The sequence below is a fragment of the Caulobacter sp. GSs2 genome (assembly GCF_058680895.1).
On the sequence record NZ_CM178725.1, the window covers coordinates 270,035 to 286,052 of the forward strand.

The 16,018-nt window shown below is 66.5% G+C and carries 13 protein-coding genes; 6 read left to right on the top strand and 7 right to left on the bottom strand.

The window, feature by feature from the left end:
• Positions 1-63 precede the first annotated feature (63 nt).
• Both ACW17Z_RS01295 and ACW17Z_RS01300 read left to right on the top strand, forming a co-directional pair.
• Positions 64-1,401: an Hsp70 family protein gene (locus tag ACW17Z_RS01295; RefSeq protein WP_492057291.1), complete on the top strand. Its 1,338-nt coding sequence runs from the start codon at positions 64-66 to the stop codon at positions 1,399-1,401.
• A gap of 153 nt (positions 1,402-1,554) precedes the next feature.
• The gene (locus ACW17Z_RS01300) at positions 1,555-3,153 is read left to right on the top strand and encodes a beta strand repeat-containing protein (protein ID WP_492057292.1); all 1,599 of its coding nucleotides are present in this window, start codon (positions 1,555-1,557) and stop codon (positions 3,151-3,153) included.
• Here ACW17Z_RS01300 and ACW17Z_RS01305 read toward each other — a convergent pair.
• On the bottom strand, positions 3,125-4,060 hold the full coding sequence (locus tag ACW17Z_RS01305) for a LysR family transcriptional regulator (protein ID WP_492057293.1): 936 nt from the start codon (positions 4,058-4,060) through the stop codon (positions 3,125-3,127). The two genes, ACW17Z_RS01300 and ACW17Z_RS01305, sit on opposite strands and share 29 nt — an antisense overlap.
• A 135-nt stretch (positions 4,061-4,195) precedes the next feature.
• Here ACW17Z_RS01305 and ACW17Z_RS01310 point away from each other — a divergent pair, with 135 nt between their 5' ends.
• Positions 4,196-4,894, top strand: coding sequence for a pirin family protein (locus ACW17Z_RS01310; protein ID WP_492057294.1), 699 nt, complete (start codon positions 4,196-4,198; stop codon positions 4,892-4,894).
• Between the two features lie 87 nt (positions 4,895-4,981).
• Positions 4,982-5,581: an NAD(P)H:quinone oxidoreductase gene (gene wrbA / locus ACW17Z_RS01315; RefSeq protein WP_419316909.1), complete on the top strand. Its 600-nt coding sequence runs from the start codon at positions 4,982-4,984 to the stop codon at positions 5,579-5,581.
• 123 nt (positions 5,582-5,704) lie between these two features.
• Here the strand turns inward: wrbA and ACW17Z_RS01320 are convergent, their stop codons facing one another.
• The 5 genes from ACW17Z_RS01320 to ACW17Z_RS01340 form a co-directional block, all read right to left on the bottom strand.
• On the bottom strand, positions 5,705-6,064 hold the full coding sequence (locus tag ACW17Z_RS01320; protein ID WP_419316910.1) for a hypothetical protein: 360 nt from the start codon (positions 6,062-6,064) through the stop codon (positions 5,705-5,707).
• A gap of 153 nt (positions 6,065-6,217) precedes the next feature.
• A complete protein-coding gene (gene ppdK / locus ACW17Z_RS01325; RefSeq protein ID WP_419316911.1) occupies positions 6,218-8,902 on the bottom strand; it encodes a pyruvate, phosphate dikinase in 2,685 nt (894 codons plus the stop codon).
• 416 nt (positions 8,903-9,318) lie between these two features.
• Complete coding sequence (gene glyS / locus ACW17Z_RS01330; protein ID WP_492057295.1) at positions 9,319-11,577, bottom strand: glycine--tRNA ligase subunit beta; 2,259 nt, start codon at positions 11,575-11,577, stop codon at positions 9,319-9,321.
• 5 nt (positions 11,578-11,582) lie between these two features.
• Positions 11,583-12,482: a glycine--tRNA ligase subunit alpha gene (locus ACW17Z_RS01335; protein WP_419316915.1), complete on the bottom strand. Its 900-nt coding sequence runs from the start codon at positions 12,480-12,482 to the stop codon at positions 11,583-11,585.
• An 89-nt stretch (positions 12,483-12,571) separates the two neighbouring features.
• Positions 12,572-12,955, bottom strand: coding sequence for a hypothetical protein (locus tag ACW17Z_RS01340; RefSeq protein ID WP_492057296.1), 384 nt, complete (start codon positions 12,953-12,955; stop codon positions 12,572-12,574).
• Positions 12,956-13,371: 416 nt separating this feature from the next.
• Here ACW17Z_RS01340 and ACW17Z_RS01345 point away from each other — a divergent pair, with 416 nt between their 5' ends.
• Together ACW17Z_RS01345 and ACW17Z_RS01350 are read left to right on the top strand one after the other, a co-directional pair.
• A complete protein-coding gene (locus tag ACW17Z_RS01345; protein WP_062146628.1) occupies positions 13,372-13,710 on the top strand; it encodes a P-II family nitrogen regulator in 339 nt (112 codons plus the stop codon).
• A gap of 28 nt (positions 13,711-13,738) precedes the next feature.
• Positions 13,739-15,274: an ammonium transporter gene (locus tag ACW17Z_RS01350; protein WP_419316922.1), complete on the top strand. Its 1,536-nt coding sequence runs from the start codon at positions 13,739-13,741 to the stop codon at positions 15,272-15,274.
• A gap of 77 nt (positions 15,275-15,351) precedes the next feature.
• Here the strand turns inward: ACW17Z_RS01350 and ACW17Z_RS01355 are convergent, their stop codons facing one another.
• Positions 15,352-15,990 carry a peptidylprolyl isomerase gene (locus tag ACW17Z_RS01355; protein ID WP_492057297.1) on the bottom strand — a complete coding sequence of 213 codons (639 nt, stop codon included), beginning with the start codon at positions 15,988-15,990 and terminating at the stop codon, positions 15,352-15,354.
• Positions 15,991-16,018: the final 28 nt, after the last annotated feature.

The following is a 16,018-nucleotide window of genomic DNA, read 5'->3' on the forward strand; positions in this document are numbered from 1 at the left end:
CCCTTGAACCTGCGTCTGGCAACGGCTAGGAACTCGCCCCCATCCCAGAGCCCGGTTGACCCAATGACGTCCGTCGCTACGCCGACGATCGGCATAGATTTTGGCACCACCAACACCGTCGTCTCGATGACGCACGGCGACGGCTCCGCGCGCCTGGTGCGGTTCCCGACCGGCGAAGGCGACCTGTTCGCGTTCCGCTCGGCGCTGAGCTTTCACACCCTGCAGGGCGACGACGGCAGGCCCAATGAGCGGGTGGTCGAGGCCGGTCCCTGGGCGATCGAGGCCTATCTGGAGGATCCGCTGGAGACGCGGTTCATCCAGTCGTTCAAGAGCTTTGCCGCCAGCGCCGCCTTCACCGAGACCCGCATCCTCAACAAGCGCTATCTGTTCGAGGACCTGCTGGCCGCCTTCCTGCTGAAGGTGCGCGAGCACGCGGGCGAGGCCATGGCCAAGCTGCCGCCGCGCGTCATCGTCGGCCGACCCGTCACCTTCGCCGGCGGCAATCCCGATGAGACCCTGGCCCTGCAGCGCTATGAGGCGGCCTTCGCGCGCCTGGGCTTCACCGATATTCGCTATGCCTATGAGCCGGTCGGCGCGGCCTTCTTCTTCGCGCGCCAGCTGAAGCAGGACGCCACCGTGCTGGTCGCCGACTTCGGCGGCGGCACCAGCGACTTCTCGCTCGTCCGCTTCGAGCGCGAGGCCGACGGCACGCTGCGCTCGACCCCGCTCAGCCATTCCGGCGTGGGCGTGGCGGGCGACGCCTTCGACTATCGGATCATCGACCAGCTGGTCTCGCCGGCTCTGGGCAAGGGCTCGCTGTACCGCGCCTTCGACAATCGCCTGCCCATTCCGCAGCGCTATTACACCGCCTTCGCCCGCTGGGATCAGTTGGCCTTGCTGCGAGCCTCGCGCGACATGCGCGACATCCGCTCGCTGGAAAAGACGGCGATGGAACCCGAGAAGATCAGCCGCCTGATCGAGGTGCTGGACGACAATCACGGCTACGCCCTCTATCGCTCGGTCTCGGCCCTGAAGGAGGCGCTGTCGGCCAACGAACGCGCCACCTTCCGCTTCGAGGCCGGTACGATCCTGATCGAGCATGAGGTTGAACGGACCACGTTCGAGGGCTGGATCTCCCCGGAGTTGACAGCGATCGAAAAGGCGGTCGATCAGGCCCTGGCCCGCGCCAACCTCGCGCCCGACCAGGTGGACCGCGTGTTCCTGACCGGCGGCAGTTCGTTCGTGCCGGCGGTGCGCGACATCTTCCATCGCCGGTTCCCGGCCGACCGGATCGAGAGCGGCGGAGAGTTCGAGTCGATCGCCTCGGGCCTGGCCCTGATTGCCCGTGAGACCGACCTCGACCTCTGGACCATGCAAGCGACCGCCAGACCAGCCGCCTGACGCATCAGACTAGCCGTCAATCAAGGATTGGGCTGGTCTGTTTTGTCACGTGGACCGAATCTCGCTTTCCACCTAGCCTGAGAGTTAAGCCTTTCATAACGAGGCCCGGGTCGAAGCAACGGCCGCGACAAACCTTCGGTCAGGACGAGCCCTTTGCCGATCTCATATCTCTCGGCCGCGCAGATCGCAGCGCTCCCGACGACGATCATTGACGATCTGTCGACGACCAAGCTCGCCACCCTCAGCAGCACCCAGGTCGGGGCGATCAGCGCCTCGGCAGTGGCCGTGCTCGACGTCACCCAGGTCGAAGCCCTCTCCGCCACCCAGGTCAAGGGACTGTCGGCGACCCAGATTCCCAGCTTCGGCGCGGGCGTGGCGTTCAACGCCCAGCAGCTGGCGGCCTTCAGCGGCGAACTGGTCGGGGCCATGACCTCGACGCAGCTGGCCAGTCTGGACGCCGCGAAGCTGGACGTGTTCACCGCCACCCAGGTCGGCGCCTTGTCGGCCACCAGCTTCTCGGGCCTGAACGCCACCCAGGTCGCTTCGCTGGATGTCACCCAGCTGACCGGCCTGACGGCAAGCCAGATGGCGGGCCTCAGCACCACCGATATCGGCGAGCTGGCCGCCAGCCAGATCGGCGGTCTTGCGGCCAGCCAGATCGGGGCCCTGGAGGCCGTGGCCATCGCCGCCTTCGCCGCCGCTCAGCTGGCCGCCCTGTCGACGACCCAGATTGGCGGCATGACCGCCAGCCAGATCGGCGCTCTGAGTGCGCCCCAGCTGGACGGGATGGCGACCACCCAGATCGGCGCCCTGTCGGCCGCCCAGGTCTCCGGCCTGAGCGGGACCCAGGTCTCGAGCCTGTCCGACACCCAGGTCAGCGTCCTGAACGCCACCCAGCTGGGCGGGCTCAACGCCACCGGCCTCTCGACCCTGACGGCAACCCAGGTGGCAGGCTTCAGCGCCAGCCAGATCGCCGGCCTGACGACCACCCAGATCGGAAGCTTGAGCGCCACCGACTTCGCCGAGCTGTCGGCGACCCAGGTTGGCGGACTGACGGCTTCGCAGCTGGGCGCCCTGTCGACCACCAACCTCAATGCCCTGACCAGCACCCAGATCGGAGCGCTCAGCAGCACCCAGTTCGCGGGTCTGACCGCAACCCAGTTGGGCGGCCTGGGCTCTGGCGATTTCGCCGAACTGTCGATGACCCAGATCGCCGATCTGACGGCGAGCCAGGTCAGCGGGATCTCGACGGGCAATATCTCTGGCTTCAACGCCACCCAGGTCCAGGGCCTGTCCACGACCCAGCTGGGCGGCCTGACCTCCACCCAGCTCGGCGGCTTGAGCACGACCGATATCGGGGAGCTCTCGGCCACCCAGATCGGCGGCCTGTCGGCGTCGCAGATCGGATCCCTGTCCGTGACCAATCTGGCGGCCCTGGACACCACCCAGATCGGCTCGATCAGCGCGACGGCGATGCGCGGCCTGTCGGCCTATCAAGTGCGCAGCCTGACCCTGGACGACTTCAACGGCCTGAACAGCACGCAGATCGGGGCCCTGACCGCTACCCAGGTCTCGGCCCTGTCGACCACGGTGATCGGCGGGCTGACCACGACCCAGGTCGGCTATCTGACGCCGACCCAGATTCCCGGCCTGACGGTCACCCAACTGGACTGGCTCTCGGCGACCAATATCGCCGCGATGAGCCCGCTACAGGTCGGGGCCTTCACCCCGGCCCAGGTGGATAGCCTGTAGAACCCCGCCCCTTGGCGCCCAGCGCCGAGGTCAGGAAGGCCGTCAGCGCCTCGACCCGGGCGGGCCGGGGGCCGCCAGGCGGCATGACCAGATGCAGCGCGATGAGTGGCGGGGTCCAGTCGGGCATCACCGCTTCCAGCCGGCCATCGGTCAAGGCCGCGTCGGCGATGAAATCCGGCAGCACCGCCAGCCCCTGCCCCGCCAGCAGGGCCGGCATCAGGGCGTCGGCATTGTTGACCCGCAGCGGTCCGGCCGGACGCACCGAAGCCTCCTCCCCGGCCGCATTGACGAACCGCCAGGTGTCGGGCGTCGGCAGGTAGGCGTAACCGAGGCAGCAATGCTCGGCCAGGTGGCCGGGATGGATCGGACGGCCGCGCCGCGCCAGATAGCTGGGCGCGCCAACCACATAGCGCTTCACCGACCGCAGTCGCCGCGCCACCAGCGACGAATCCGGCAGGGCGGCAATCCGAAGCGCGGCGTCGAAGCCCATGCCGACCAGGTCCACCATGGCGTCGCTGAGATGCAGGTCGACCGAGACCTCGGGATAGGCGGCCAGGAACTCCGGCAGGATCGGCGCGACGTCCGACAGGCCAAAAGACATCGGGACCGCCAGACGCACCAGCCCGCGCGGCGCAGCCGACTGGGCCATGGCCGCGTTCTCGGCCGCCTCGCCCTGGACCAGGACGCGCGTCGCCGGCTCGACCAGGCTCTGGCCGGCGTCGGTCAGGGCCAGGCGCCTTGAGGTGCGATTGAACAATCGAGCGCCCAGCCGCGTTTCCAGTCGGGTGACGGCCTTGGAGACCGTCGCCTTGGACAGTCCCAGTTCCTCGGCCGCCCCGGCAAAGGACCGCAGCTCCACCACCTTGGCGAAGATCGCCAGGCCCTCGAGATCAGGCAGCTTGCTCATTTTGGAAACAATAGATTTCGATAGTTTCTATTTCGATATCAATCCTGATCGCTATCTTCTCCTCAAGCAAGCGGCGCCGATGTCGGCGCGCTTTTCGAGAACGAGCCCGGCGACCGGGCTCCAGGAGTTAAGGCCATGATCGATCGCAGGAAGTTCGACACACTGGGCGGCGCTGACCACGGTTGGCTGAAGGCCAAGCATCACTTTTCCTTCGCCAGCTACTACGACCCCAGGAACATGAACTGGGGCGCCCTGCGGGTGTGGAACGACGACGAGATCGCCCCCAATACCGGCTTCCCGCCGCACCCGCACTCGGACATGGAGATCATCACCTATGTGCGCAGCGGCGCGATCACCCACCAGGACAATCTGGGCAATACGGGGCGCACAGAGGCGGGCGACGTCCAGGTGATGAGCGCCGGCACCGGCATCCGGCACTCGGAATACAATCTGGAATCCGAACCCACCCGGATCTTCCAGATCTGGATCGAGCCCAACCGCACGGGCGGCGCGCCGTCCTGGGGCGCCAAGCCTTTCCCCAAGGGCGACCGCTCGGGCAAGTTCGTGACCCTGGCCAGCGGCTTTGACAATGACGGCGACGTTCTGCCGATCCGCACCGACGCTCGCGTTCTGGGCGCCACCCTGAAGGCCGGCGAAAGCACGACCTACGACCTGGGCAAGAGCCGTCACGCCTATCTGGTGCCGGCGGTCGGCTCGGTCACCGTCAACGGCGTTCAACTCGACGCGCGCGACGGCGCGGCCATCACCGGCGAGGACTTGATCACCGTCACCGCGCTCGAAGACGCCGAGCTGGTTCTGGTCGACGCCGCCTAAACGCAAGCCCTCTGTTCATTCCCCGGCGGGGCGAGCCCTCAGCTCTGCCCCGCCCGGCTCCCCCATTGCCAATCCAAGGAGGCCATCATGGCCAAGGTTCTCGTCCTCTACTATTCGTCCTACGGTCACATCGAAACCATGGCTCAGGCCGTGGCCGAAGGCGCCCGCGAAGCCGGCGCGACCGTCGACATCAGGCGCGTCCCGGAGACCGCGCCGCTGGAGGTCGCCAAGGCCGCCCACTTCAAGCTCGACCAGGCCGCCCCCGTCGCCACGGTTGCCGAACTGGCCGACTATGACGCTGTGATCATCGGTACGGGCACCCGCTTTGGCCGGATGTCGTCGCAGATGGCGGCCTTCCTCGATCAGGCCGGCGGCCTGTGGGCGCGCGGCGCCCTGAACGGCAAGGTCGGCGGCGCCTTTACCTCGACGGCTTCGCAGCACGGCGGTCAGGAAACCACGCTGTTCTCGATCATCACCAACCTGCTGCACTTTGGCATGGTGATCGTCGGCCTCGACTATGGTCATACCGGCCAGATGAAGATCGACGAAGTCACCGGCGGCAGCCCCTACGGCGCCACCACCATCGCCGGCGGCGACGGCTCGCGTCAGCCCAGCGAGAACGAACTGACCGGCGCCCGCTATCAGGGCCGCAAGATCGCCGAGACCGCGATCAAGCTGCACGGCTAAGTGTCAAATCTTTGCCATCCCGGCCCGGCGCTCTACCGCTTGGCCGGGATGACAAGGTTGTTCAACCTTAAGCGACTTTCGACATGGAATGGGCCGCCACGGATCCGGGACGGCCCTCCAGGGTCAGCGCCCAGCGACGATGCTGACAGTGATCGTCGAGCCGTTCGGACCGGGGGCGGTCCAGCTGTCACCGACCTTCTTCTCGGCGGTCGGGCTGCAATTGGCGCCCATGCCGGCCGGCGGCGCCGGGTCGGTCTGGGTGAAGCAGGTGTTTGCGCCGTCGATCTTCCACGAGCCCTTCATGGTCGAGCCGTCGGGACCCTTGGTGGTGTACTGGCCGTCGGCGTCGACGAACATCTTCGCCACCGCGCCGTTGGGATAGGTGATCGCGACCGTGTTGCCATAGGCGCTGGCCATCGGATCGGCCAAGGCCGCGCCGCTGATCCCCAGGGCCAGGACGGCCGTCATCATCAAGGTTCGCATGGTGTTTCTCCCAAGTGTCTAACCCCGTCTTCGCGGGGACGGCGGGAGCTTAACCATGGCGCGCGGCAAATCGATAACAATGTTCAGCAATGCAAAAAGGGGCGGCCGCCGGATCGGCGACCGCCCCTGATTGTTACCGGCAGGCCGCCTGGCCTACTTGTTGGCCAGAGCCGCCTGGGCCGCCGCCAGACGGGCGATCGGCACGCGGTAGGGCGAGCACGACACGTAGTCCAGGCCGACACTTTCGCAGAAGGTGATCGAGGCGGGATCGCCGCCATGTTCGCCGCAGATGCCCAGCTTGACGTCCGGACGGGCCGCGCGACCGCGCTCGGCGGCGATGCGGATCAGATCGCCCACGCCTTCCTGGTCGAGGCTGACGAAGGGGTCCTTGTCGAAGATGCCCTTGTCGATATAGGCGGCCAGGAACTTGCCGGCGTCGTCGCGGCTGATGCCGAACGTGGTCTGGGTCAGGTCGTTGGTGCCAAAGCTGAAGAACTCGGCATTGGCGGCCAGGTCGGCGGCGCGCAGAGCGGCGCGGGGCAGCTCGATCATGGTGCCGACGGTGTATTCGATGGCGATGCCCTGCTCGGCCAGAACCGCCTTGGCGGTGCGGTCGGTCAGGTCGCGCAGGTACTTCATCTCCTCGCCCTTGGCGACCAGCGGGTGCATGATCTCGGGGATCGGCGCGGCCTTGCCAGACTTGGAAATATCGCAGGCGGCCTCGATGATCGCCCGGACCTGCATCTCGTAGATCTCGGGATAGGAAACGCCCAGGCGGCAGCCGCGATGGCCCAGCATGGGGTTGGTCTCGTGCAGTTCCTTGGCCCGGCGCATCAGCTTGCCGGCGTCCAGCCCCGTGGCCAAGGCCACGGCCGCGACGTCTTCCTCGGTGTGCGGCAGGAACTCGTGCAGCGGCGGATCCAGCAGACGGATGGTGACCGGCAGGCCTTCCATGATCGTGAACAGCTCGACAAAGTCGGCCTTCTGGAAGGGCGCGATCTTGGCCAGGGCCGTACGGCGGCCCTTCTCGTCGTCGGCCAGGATCATTTCGCGCACGGCGGCGATCCGGGTGTCGTCGAAGAACATGTGCTCGGTGCGGCACAGGCCGATGCCCTCGGCCCCGAAACCGCGCGCGGTCTTGGCGTCCAGCGGCGTCTCGGCGTTGGCGCGCACCTTCAGGCGACGCACCGCATCGGCCCAGCCCATCAGGGTGGCGAAGTCTCCGGTCAGTTCGGGCTCGATCATCTTGGGCGAGCCCATCAGGATCTCGCCGGTCGAACCGTCGATGGTGATGATCTCGCCGGCCTTGAACTCGCGACCGCGAACCCGGAACAGGCCTTCCTTGGGGAAGATGCCGACTTCACCGGCGCCCGAGACGCAGGGACGGCCCATGCCGCGCGCGACGACGGCGGCGTGGCTGGTCATGCCGCCGCGGGCGGTGATGATCCCGCGCGCCGCATGCATGCCGTGGATGTCCTCGGGCGAGGTCTCCTCGCGCACCAGGATGACGCTGTCGCCGGCGGCCGAGGCCTTTTCGGCGGCGTCGCTGTCGAACACGATCTTGCCGGTCGCTGCGCCAGGGGACGCCGGCAGGCCGGTGGCGATCACGTCGCGCTGGGCCGACGGATCGATGGTCGGGTGCAGCAGCTGGTCCAGCGAAGCCGGCTCGACGCGGTTGATGGCTTCGGTGCGCGAGATCACGCCCTCGGCCGCCATGTCGACGGCGATCTTCAGCGCCGCCTTGGCGGTGCGTTTGCCGTTGCGGGTCTGCAGCATGTAGAGCGTGCCCTGCTCCACCGTGAACTCGATGTCCTGCATGTCGCGATAGTGACGCTCCAGCGTCTCGACCACCGACTTGAACTGGGCGAACACCACCGGCATCGCCTCTTCCATCGACGGCACCGTGTCGCCCATCTCTTCGCGGGCGATCTTGGTCAGGGACTGCGGCGTGCGGATGCCCGCGACCACGTCTTCGCCCTGGGCGTTGATCAGGAACTCGCCGTACAGGCGGTTGTCGCCATTCGAGGGATTGCGGGTAAAGGCGACGCCGGTCGCCGAGGTCTCGCCCATATTGCCAAACACCATCGACTGGATGTTGACAGCGGTGCCCCAGGCCTCGGGGATGTCGTGCATGCGACGATAGAACTTGGCGCGGTCGTTCATCCAGCTGGCGAACACGGCGCCGACGGCGCCCCACAGCTGTTCCTGGGCGTCCTGCGGGAAGGGCTTGCCCAGCTCGCGCGAAACGGCGGCCTTGTAGTCCTTGATCACCGCAGCCCAGTGGTCGGCGGTCAGGCCGGTGTCGACATGGATGTCCAGGCGATCCTTGTGGTCGTCGAGGATCTCTTCGAACATGTGGTGCTCCAGATCGAGCACGACGTTCGAGTACATCTGGATGAAGCGACGATAGCTGTCATAGGCAAAGCGCCGGTCGCCCGACAGCTTGGCCAGGCCTTCGACGGTCTCGTCGTTGAGGCCCAAGTTCAGGACGGTGTCCATCATGCCCGGCATCGAGGCCCGGGCGCCCGAGCGCACCGAGACCAGCAGCGGGTTGGCCACGTCGCCAAACAGCTTGCCGGTGATCTTTTCGATCGTGGCCAGGCCGTCATTGACCTGCTGGGCCAGCTCGGCCGGATACTGCTTGCCGTTGGCGTAGTAGTGCACGCAGGCCTCGGTGGTCACCGTAAAGCCTGGCGGCACCGGCAGGCCCAGCGACGACATCTCGGCCAGGTTGGCGCCCTTGCCCCCCAGCAGATTCTTCATCGAGGCGTCGCCATCAGCGCCACCCCCTCCGAACGAATAGACCCAACGGGACTTGGTCAGCGTCTCAACCGGCATAATGAAATTCACCCTGCGATAAGTGAAACAGGCCGCGACCTTCTGAGTGGTCGTCTTGCCTTGGGACAAAGCATGGAACGTTGATCCCGCACTGCAATATCCGGGGCGTTCACTAGCACTTAGGTCAAGAACGCGTCCACCAGCGCTTTGCGTTCCGCAGCAAAGACCCGAAAAACGGTAAATCTTTCCAATGACAACGTTGTCTTGATTGGGATTTCACGGAACGCGACGGTTTCATGATCTGGGAGATTCCGTCCGCGCCCAAACTATCCGAATTTGGCCCGTCATCCCGGGACCTAATCCCGGGATGGTTCAGCTTCACCCTGCGGGAATCATTCTGCTCCGCAGTGCGGCGGACCAATGGGTCCCGGGGGCAAGCCCCAGGATGACGGTGGTCTATAGATCGGTGGCTTGAACTATCCCGCCACCAGCGAGAAATCCGCGACCTGACCCATGGCGTCGCGAACGGCGGCCAGGGTCTTGAGGCGGTTGTCGCGTTCGGCCGGGACCTCGGAATTGACGAACACGCCGTCGAGGAAGGCGTCGACCGGGCCGCGCAGGCCAGCCAGTTCCTGCATCGCGCCGGTGAAGTTTTCCTTGGCCAGTGCTGCCGCCAGGGCCGGCTCGACCATGCGCAGGGCGTCGTACAGGGCCGCTTCCGGCGCCGATGCGTCGTCCAGCAGGCCGCGCTCGCCCTCGGCTTTCCAGCCCTTCTTCTCCTCGGCCTTGAGGATGTTGGAGGCGCGCTTGTAGCCGGCCAGTAGGTTCTTGCCGTCGTCGGTCTTCAGGAAGGCGTCCAGCGCCTCGACCCGGGCGACGATGCGCACGAGGTCGTCGTCGCCCAGAGCGAACACGGCGTCGACGAGGTCGTGGCGCTTGCCCTGGTCCTTGAGGGTGACCTTCAGGCGGTCGGCGAAGAAGGCGACAACATCTCTAGCCAAAGCCGACGGCTTCTGGGCCTTCGAATGAGTCCAGCCTCGCCCGTCCTCGTTTCCAACACCCAGCGAGTTGGCGTCGGCAAGCACGACAACGCCCTCTTCCGTTTTAGCTAGGACTTCGTTGAGCCCGGCATATTCGCCGTTGGGTATGAAGTCAGTCCAAGCTTGGGTATTTTGCCACGGGTATCGCGCCAATTGCTTGCGGGCAGCCTGATCAAGAATCGCGCCGTACGCCTTGATCGCGAGTTGCGAGATTGGCGTGCGCGCTCCTGACGACAGCACCGTCCGAATAACCCCCAACGCCGCCCGCCGCAGCGCATAGGGGTCCTTCGACCCCGTCGGCTTCTCGTCGATGGCGAAGAACCCGACCAGCGTATCCAGTTTATCCGCCAAAGCCACCGCCACGCTCAGCGGCGCGGTCGCGACCGCGTCGGCCGGGCCCTGCGGCTTGTAGTGGTCGCGGATGGCGTCGGCGATCTCGGGGTCCATATTGGCTTCACGGGCGTAGTAGCCGCCCATCAGGCCCTGGAGTTCGGGAAACTCGCCGACCATCAGCGAGCTCAGATCCGCCTTGGCCAGACGCGCGGCCGTGCCAGCCTTCTCGACATCAGCGCCGACCAGCGGCGCGATCTCGCGGGCCAGGGCCTCGATGCGCTTCACCCGCTCGGCCATGGTGCCCAGCTTGGCGTGGAAGGTGACGCCGTTCAGCTTCTCCAGCCACTCCTCGAAATTGCCGGCCTTGCGGTCTTCGTCCCAGAAGAAGCGGGCGTCGGACAGGCGGGCCGACAGCACCTTGGCGTTGCCGGCGGCGATCACCTTGCCGCCGTCGGCGGCCGCGATGTTGGCGATGGTGATGAAGTGCGGGGCCAGGCCTTCACGGGCCGGATCGCGGACGGCGAAATACTTCTGGTGCGTCCGCATCGAGGTGCGGATCGCCTCGGCCGGCAGGTCCAGGAACGACGGATCCATGTCGCCCAGCACCGGGGTCGGCCATTCGGCGAGGCCGGCGACTTCCTCCAGCAGGCCCAGGTCCTCGACCAGTTCCAGATTGCGGGCGAAGCACAGGGTCTTGCAGCCCTCGAGAATGCGCGCCTTGCGCTCCTCGACGTCCAGCACGACGAAGTGGTCGTTCAGGCCCTTGGCGTATTCGTCGAAGTCGCGAACCCGGAACGGCTGGGCCCCAAAAGAAGAATGGGGGCCCATGAACCGGTGGCCTTCGGAGATGTCGCCGCTCTCGATGCCCTCGATGCTGAACGGCACGATCTCGCGGTCGAACACGCACAGGATGCGCTTCAGCGGACGCACCCAGCGCAGCTTGCACGTGCCCCAGGTCATCGACTTGGGCCAGGCGAAACCGCGCACGATGGCTTCCACCATCTCGGCGATGATCTCGGTGGTCGGGCGGCCGGTCTTCTCGATGAAGGCCATATAGACGCCGTCGCGCTCGACCAGCTGGTCCTGAGTCAGGCCGGCCTTGCGCAGGAAGCCTTCCATGGCCTGCGGCGGCGCGCCGACGCGCGGCCCCTTCAGCTCTTCCTTGCGGTCGGCCTGGGCGATGGGCAGCCCCTCGACCACCAGGGTCAGGCGGCGCGGACCGGCGAAGGTCTTCAGGGCCTCGGGCAGGAAGCCGGCGGCGGCCAGATGCTCGCGCGCCATGCGTTCCAGATCGCGCGCGGCATTGGCCTGCATGCGCGCAGGGATTTCTTCGGAGAACAGTTCGAGGAGAAGTTGGGGCATGTGACTTACGCGGCTTCCTGCTGCTTCACCCACTCGGAGGCGCACATCTTACAAAGGTCGCGGATGCGTCCGATGTAGCTGGCGCGCTCGGCGACGGCGATCGCGCCGCGGGCGTTCATCAGGTTGAAAAGGTGGCTGGCCTTGAGGACCATGTCGTAGGCGGGCAGGACCAGTGACTTGCCCTGATAGTCGCGGGCCAGCATCAGCGGGACCTGGCGTTCCATGTCCTCGAACTGACCCTTCAGCACGGCCACGTCATAGCCGTGGAAATTGGCTTGCGAGTGCTGGCGCTCGTTCTCCAGGAACACGTCGCCATAGCTCATCGCGCCCAGCGGCGACTGCGGGTCGTTGAACGGCAGGTCATAGACGTTGTCGACGCCGAACACATACATCGCCAGGCGTTCCAGGCCGTAGGTCAGCTCGCCGGCCACCGGCGAGACGTCCAGGCCGCCCACCTGCTGGAAGTAGGTGTACTGGCTGACTTCCATGCCGTCGCACCAGACTTCCCAGCCCAGGCCCCACGCGCCGACGGTGGGGTTTTCCCAGTCGTCCTCGACGAAGCGGATGTCGTGCAGGCGCAGGTCCAGGCCGATGGCTTCCAGCGAGCCCAGATACAGGTCCTGCATGTTGGGCGGGTTGGGCTTCAGGATCACCTGGTACTGGTAATAGTGCTGCAGGCGGTTGGGGTTCTCGCCATAGCGCCCGTCGCCCGGACGGCGCGAGGGCTGCACATAGGCGGCGTTCCACGGCTTTGGGCCCAGGGCGCGCAGCACCGTGGCCGGGTGCAGGGTCCCTGCCCCCACCTCGATGTCGTGCGGCTGCAGGATCGCGCAGCCATGTTCGCTCCAATAGTTATGGAGCGTCAGGATCAGGGCTTGGAACGAGGTGGGCTTGGGGCGCGACATCAGTGTCCGAACAGGGCCAGAAAAAAGTCGGCGGACCATAGGGCCCGCCGACTGGTGCTTCAAGCGATGTTGGCTTTGTCGCGAAGGGCCTAGTTGCCCTTGGCGGCCGAGCGTTTGCCGGCGTTGCTCATCGGCTTGCCGTACTTGGCGCGGTTCTCGGGGGTGTCGGCGATCGGCGCATTGGAGACCACATTCGGATCTCCGGCCTTCAGGGTGGCCTGGACCTCCGGCGACTGCGACGACATCGGCACGACGCCGGCGGTGTCGGTCCCCAGGGTCGAGGCCGAGGGCGTGGTGGCCGGGTTGGGGCTCATCATGCTGGGATCGGCCATCATCGCCGGCGGCGCGGCCGGATTGACCGGCGCCTGATCGACGGGCGCAGTGGTGGTGGTCGTGATGGTGGTTTGGGCCAGGGCGGCGCCGGACATCAGGGCGGCGGCGGCAGCGACGGCGAACAGGCGCGACATGGACATGATGAGCTCCTCGTGTTCCAGGCTTCAACTACGTCTGGGACGAAGGCCGGTTGCCGATCATCACGGGCTCGTGACCCCGGGGCGGGCTTGAGGCCGAACAGCCTTGCGGCCGCGGCTCTGACCTCGCTGCACGACAGCAGGCATGTCGCCGACAGTCAGGGCGTCCCCAGCTGTCGGCGTTGCTACTTTTTTCTGCATCGGCCGCGCCTCATGCTTCGATTTTGGGCGTCTTGCCCATTTCCTTTCCAAATCCTTGTCGCGCGACCGCACCTCGCCGACCTCGACCGATAGCGTGATCATCGCCGGGGAAAACGATGCAGCGCGTAGTGGCGGCTTCGGCGGTGATCACCCGGGCGCAAAGCGCCCGGCAACCAAGCAAGGGGAGCCCGCGATATCGGCGGGCCGGAGCAAGGCGGATGAAACTGATCATAGCGGTCGTCAAACCCTTCAAGCTCGACGAGGTCCGTGAGGCGCTCGTCGCCGCTGGCGTCGAGGGTCTGACGGTGTCGGAAGTCAAGGGTTACGGCCGCCAGAAGGGCCAGACCGAAATCTACCGGGGTGCGGAGTACCAAGTGAACTTCGTTCCCAAGGTAAAACTGGAAGCGGTCGTGGACGATGCGTCCGCGGCCAAGGCGGTCGAGGCCGTGAAGGCCGCGGCGGCCACGGGCAAGATCGGCGATGGCAAGATCTTCGTTCTGAACGTGGAAGACGCCGTGCGCATCCGGACCGGTGAAACCGGCCCGGCCGCTCTTTAACGCCATCGGGAATAGGGGATAACCGACGATGAAATTGACCTTCAAACCGCTGGCCGGGCTGATGCTCGCCGCGACACTGGCCGGAGCCCCGATGGGGGCCGTGGCCTTCGCCCAGGAGGCTGCGCCTGCGGTCGCCGCCGCGCCCGCAGAGGCCGCGCCGGCTCCCGTGGCCGCCGCGCCTGAAGCCGCTCCCGCCGAAGCCGCGCCGGCTCCGGCCGCTGCTCCCGTTCCGGACAAGGGCGACAATGCCTGGATGCTCACCTCGACCGTCCTGGTCCTGCTGATGATCCTGCCGGGCCTGGCCCTGTTCTACGGCGGCCTGGTCCGCTCCAAGAACATGCTGTCGGTGATGATGCAGGTCTCGACCGTCGCCATCATCGGCTTCGTCGCCTGGGTGCTGTGGGGCTACAGCTTCGCCTTCACCGACGGCGGCAGCTGGGACAAGTATGTCGGCGGACTTGGTCGTCTGTTCCTCAAGGACGTGACTCCGGCCAGCAATGTCGCGACGTTCTCGACCGGCGTCGTGATCCCGGAACTGACCTTCGTCGCCTTCCAGGCCACGTTCGCCGCGATCACCGCCGCGCTGGTCATCGGCTCGCTGGTCGAGCGGATGAAGTTTGCCGCGATCGTCGCTTTCGCGGTCCTGTGGCCCCTGCTCTCCTACTATCCGATCGCGCACATGGTCTGGTGGTGGCCGGGTCCGGACGCCATCGCCAATGATCCGACCGCGCAGATCAAGGCCGGTCAAATCTGGGCCTGGGGCGCTCTGGACTTCGCTGGCGGCACCGTGGTGCACATCAACGCCGGTATCGCCGCCCTCGTCGGCGCCCTGATCCTCGGCAAGCGCCAGGGCTATGGCAAGGAACCGATGCCGCCGCACTCGCTGACCCTGACCCTCGTGGGCGCCGGTCTGCTGTGGGTGGGCTGGTTCGGCTTCAACGCCGGCTCCAACCTCGAAGCCAACGGTTACGCCTCGCTGGCGATGATCAACACCTTCGTGGCCACCGCCGCCGCCGGTCTGTCGTGGATCCTGGTGGAGTGGGTCACCCGCAAGAAGCCTTCGGCCCTGGGCCTGGCGTCTGGCGTCGTGGCCGGCCTCGTCGCCATCACTCCGGCCGCTGGTTTCGCCGGCCCGATGGGCGCTGTGATCCTGGGTCTGGTCGTCTCGCCGCTCTGCATCTTCTTCTGTTCGGTCGTGAAAAACACGCTGAAGTACGATGACAGCCTGGACGCCTTCGGCATCCACGGCGTCGGCGGCATCGTCGGCGCCCTGGCCACCGGCCTGCTGGTCAACCCCGTCTGGGGCGGCGCCGGCATCGTCGACTATACGACCTGCGCCAAGGACGGCGATATCTCGACCTGCGACGCCCTGGCCTCGTACGAGCCGATCGCTCAACTCCTGATCCAGGCCAAGGCCGTCGGCCTGACCGTCGTCTGGTCGGCCATTGCTTCGGCCATCGTCTTCTTCCTGATCAAGCTGGTCATCGGTCTCCGCGCCGCGCCGGACGCCGAAGAAGAAGGTCTGGACATCGCCGAACACGGCGAGCGCGCCTACCACAGCTAGGCTTCGGCACAGCTGAAAAGGCGAAGGGCGCGGAGCTTGGCTCCGCGCCCTTTCTTTTTGTCCGGACGGCTGACCGTTTAGGGGGCCACCGGCGCCCGGCGCGCTTTCAGGATCGGCACCGGCGGCTCCAGGATCTGGCCCTTCATGACCGGGTTTACCGCCACGCCCGGCGTCGGCAGGTTGATGATCTTGTGGACCACATCCATGCCCTCAACCACCTTGCCGAACGCCGCGAAGCCGGCATTGTCGCCCGGCGCGGCAGGGGCGGCGTCCAGATAGGGGGCGTCGCCGACGCAGATGAAGAAATCCGAGGTCGCCGTGCCCGGCGCATTGCGAGCGATCGAGACCACCCCGTCGGTGTGCTTGATCCCCGTCTGGGTCGTCGGCTCGTGGGCGATGGGCTTCAGAACCCTGGCCGGATCGCCCTGCAACCCGCCCTGGATCAGGCCGTAGTCGACAGGCCCCGGCGATCGTGAGGCCCGAAAGAACGTGGCGCCGTCATAGCGCTTCTGGTCGACATAGCGCAGGAAGTTGGCCGTGGTGATCGGGGCCTGGTCGACATAGAGCTCGATGACGATGACGCCCTGCCCGGTCTCGACATTGACCCGGACGGTCTTTGCCGCGGCGGGCGCGGCAGGTGTGGTCAGGGCTGTCTGGGCCAGGGCGGGCGCGGCGACCAGGGTCAGGACGACGGCGAGCAGATCGCGGCGATACATGGGCGCTCCAATGGACCAGGGACAAGGA

Excerpts from the sequence above, each read along its gene's own strand:
- ACW17Z_RS01295 (WP_492057291.1), top strand. The coding sequence starts at position 64 with ATGACGTCCGTCGCTACGCCGACGATCGGCATAGATTTTGGCACCACC.
- ACW17Z_RS01305 (WP_492057293.1), bottom strand. The coding sequence starts at position 4,060 with ATGAGCAAGCTGCCTGATCTCGAGGGCCTGGCGATCTTCGCCAAGGTG.
- ACW17Z_RS01310 (WP_492057294.1), top strand. The coding sequence starts at position 4,196 with ATGATCGATCGCAGGAAGTTCGACACACTGGGCGGCGCTGACCACGGT.
- wrbA (WP_419316909.1), top strand. The coding sequence starts at position 4,982 with ATGGCCAAGGTTCTCGTCCTCTACTATTCGTCCTACGGTCACATCGAA.
- ACW17Z_RS01320 (WP_419316910.1), bottom strand. The coding sequence starts at position 6,064 with ATGCGAACCTTGATGATGACGGCCGTCCTGGCCCTGGGGATCAGCGGC.
- ppdK (WP_419316911.1), bottom strand. The coding sequence starts at position 8,902 with ATGCCGGTTGAGACGCTGACCAAGTCCCGTTGGGTCTATTCGTTCGGA.
- glyS (WP_492057295.1), bottom strand. The coding sequence starts at position 11,577 with ATGCCCCAACTTCTCCTCGAACTGTTCTCCGAAGAAATCCCTGCGCGC.
- ACW17Z_RS01335 (WP_419316915.1), bottom strand. The coding sequence starts at position 12,482 with ATGTCGCGCCCCAAGCCCACCTCGTTCCAAGCCCTGATCCTGACGCTC.
- ACW17Z_RS01340 (WP_492057296.1), bottom strand. The coding sequence starts at position 12,955 with ATGTCCATGTCGCGCCTGTTCGCCGTCGCTGCCGCCGCCGCCCTGATG.
- ACW17Z_RS01345 (WP_062146628.1), top strand. The coding sequence starts at position 13,372 with ATGAAACTGATCATAGCGGTCGTCAAACCCTTCAAGCTCGACGAGGTC.
- ACW17Z_RS01350 (WP_419316922.1), top strand. The coding sequence starts at position 13,739 with ATGAAATTGACCTTCAAACCGCTGGCCGGGCTGATGCTCGCCGCGACA.
- ACW17Z_RS01355 (WP_492057297.1), bottom strand. The coding sequence starts at position 15,990 with ATGTATCGCCGCGATCTGCTCGCCGTCGTCCTGACCCTGGTCGCCGCG.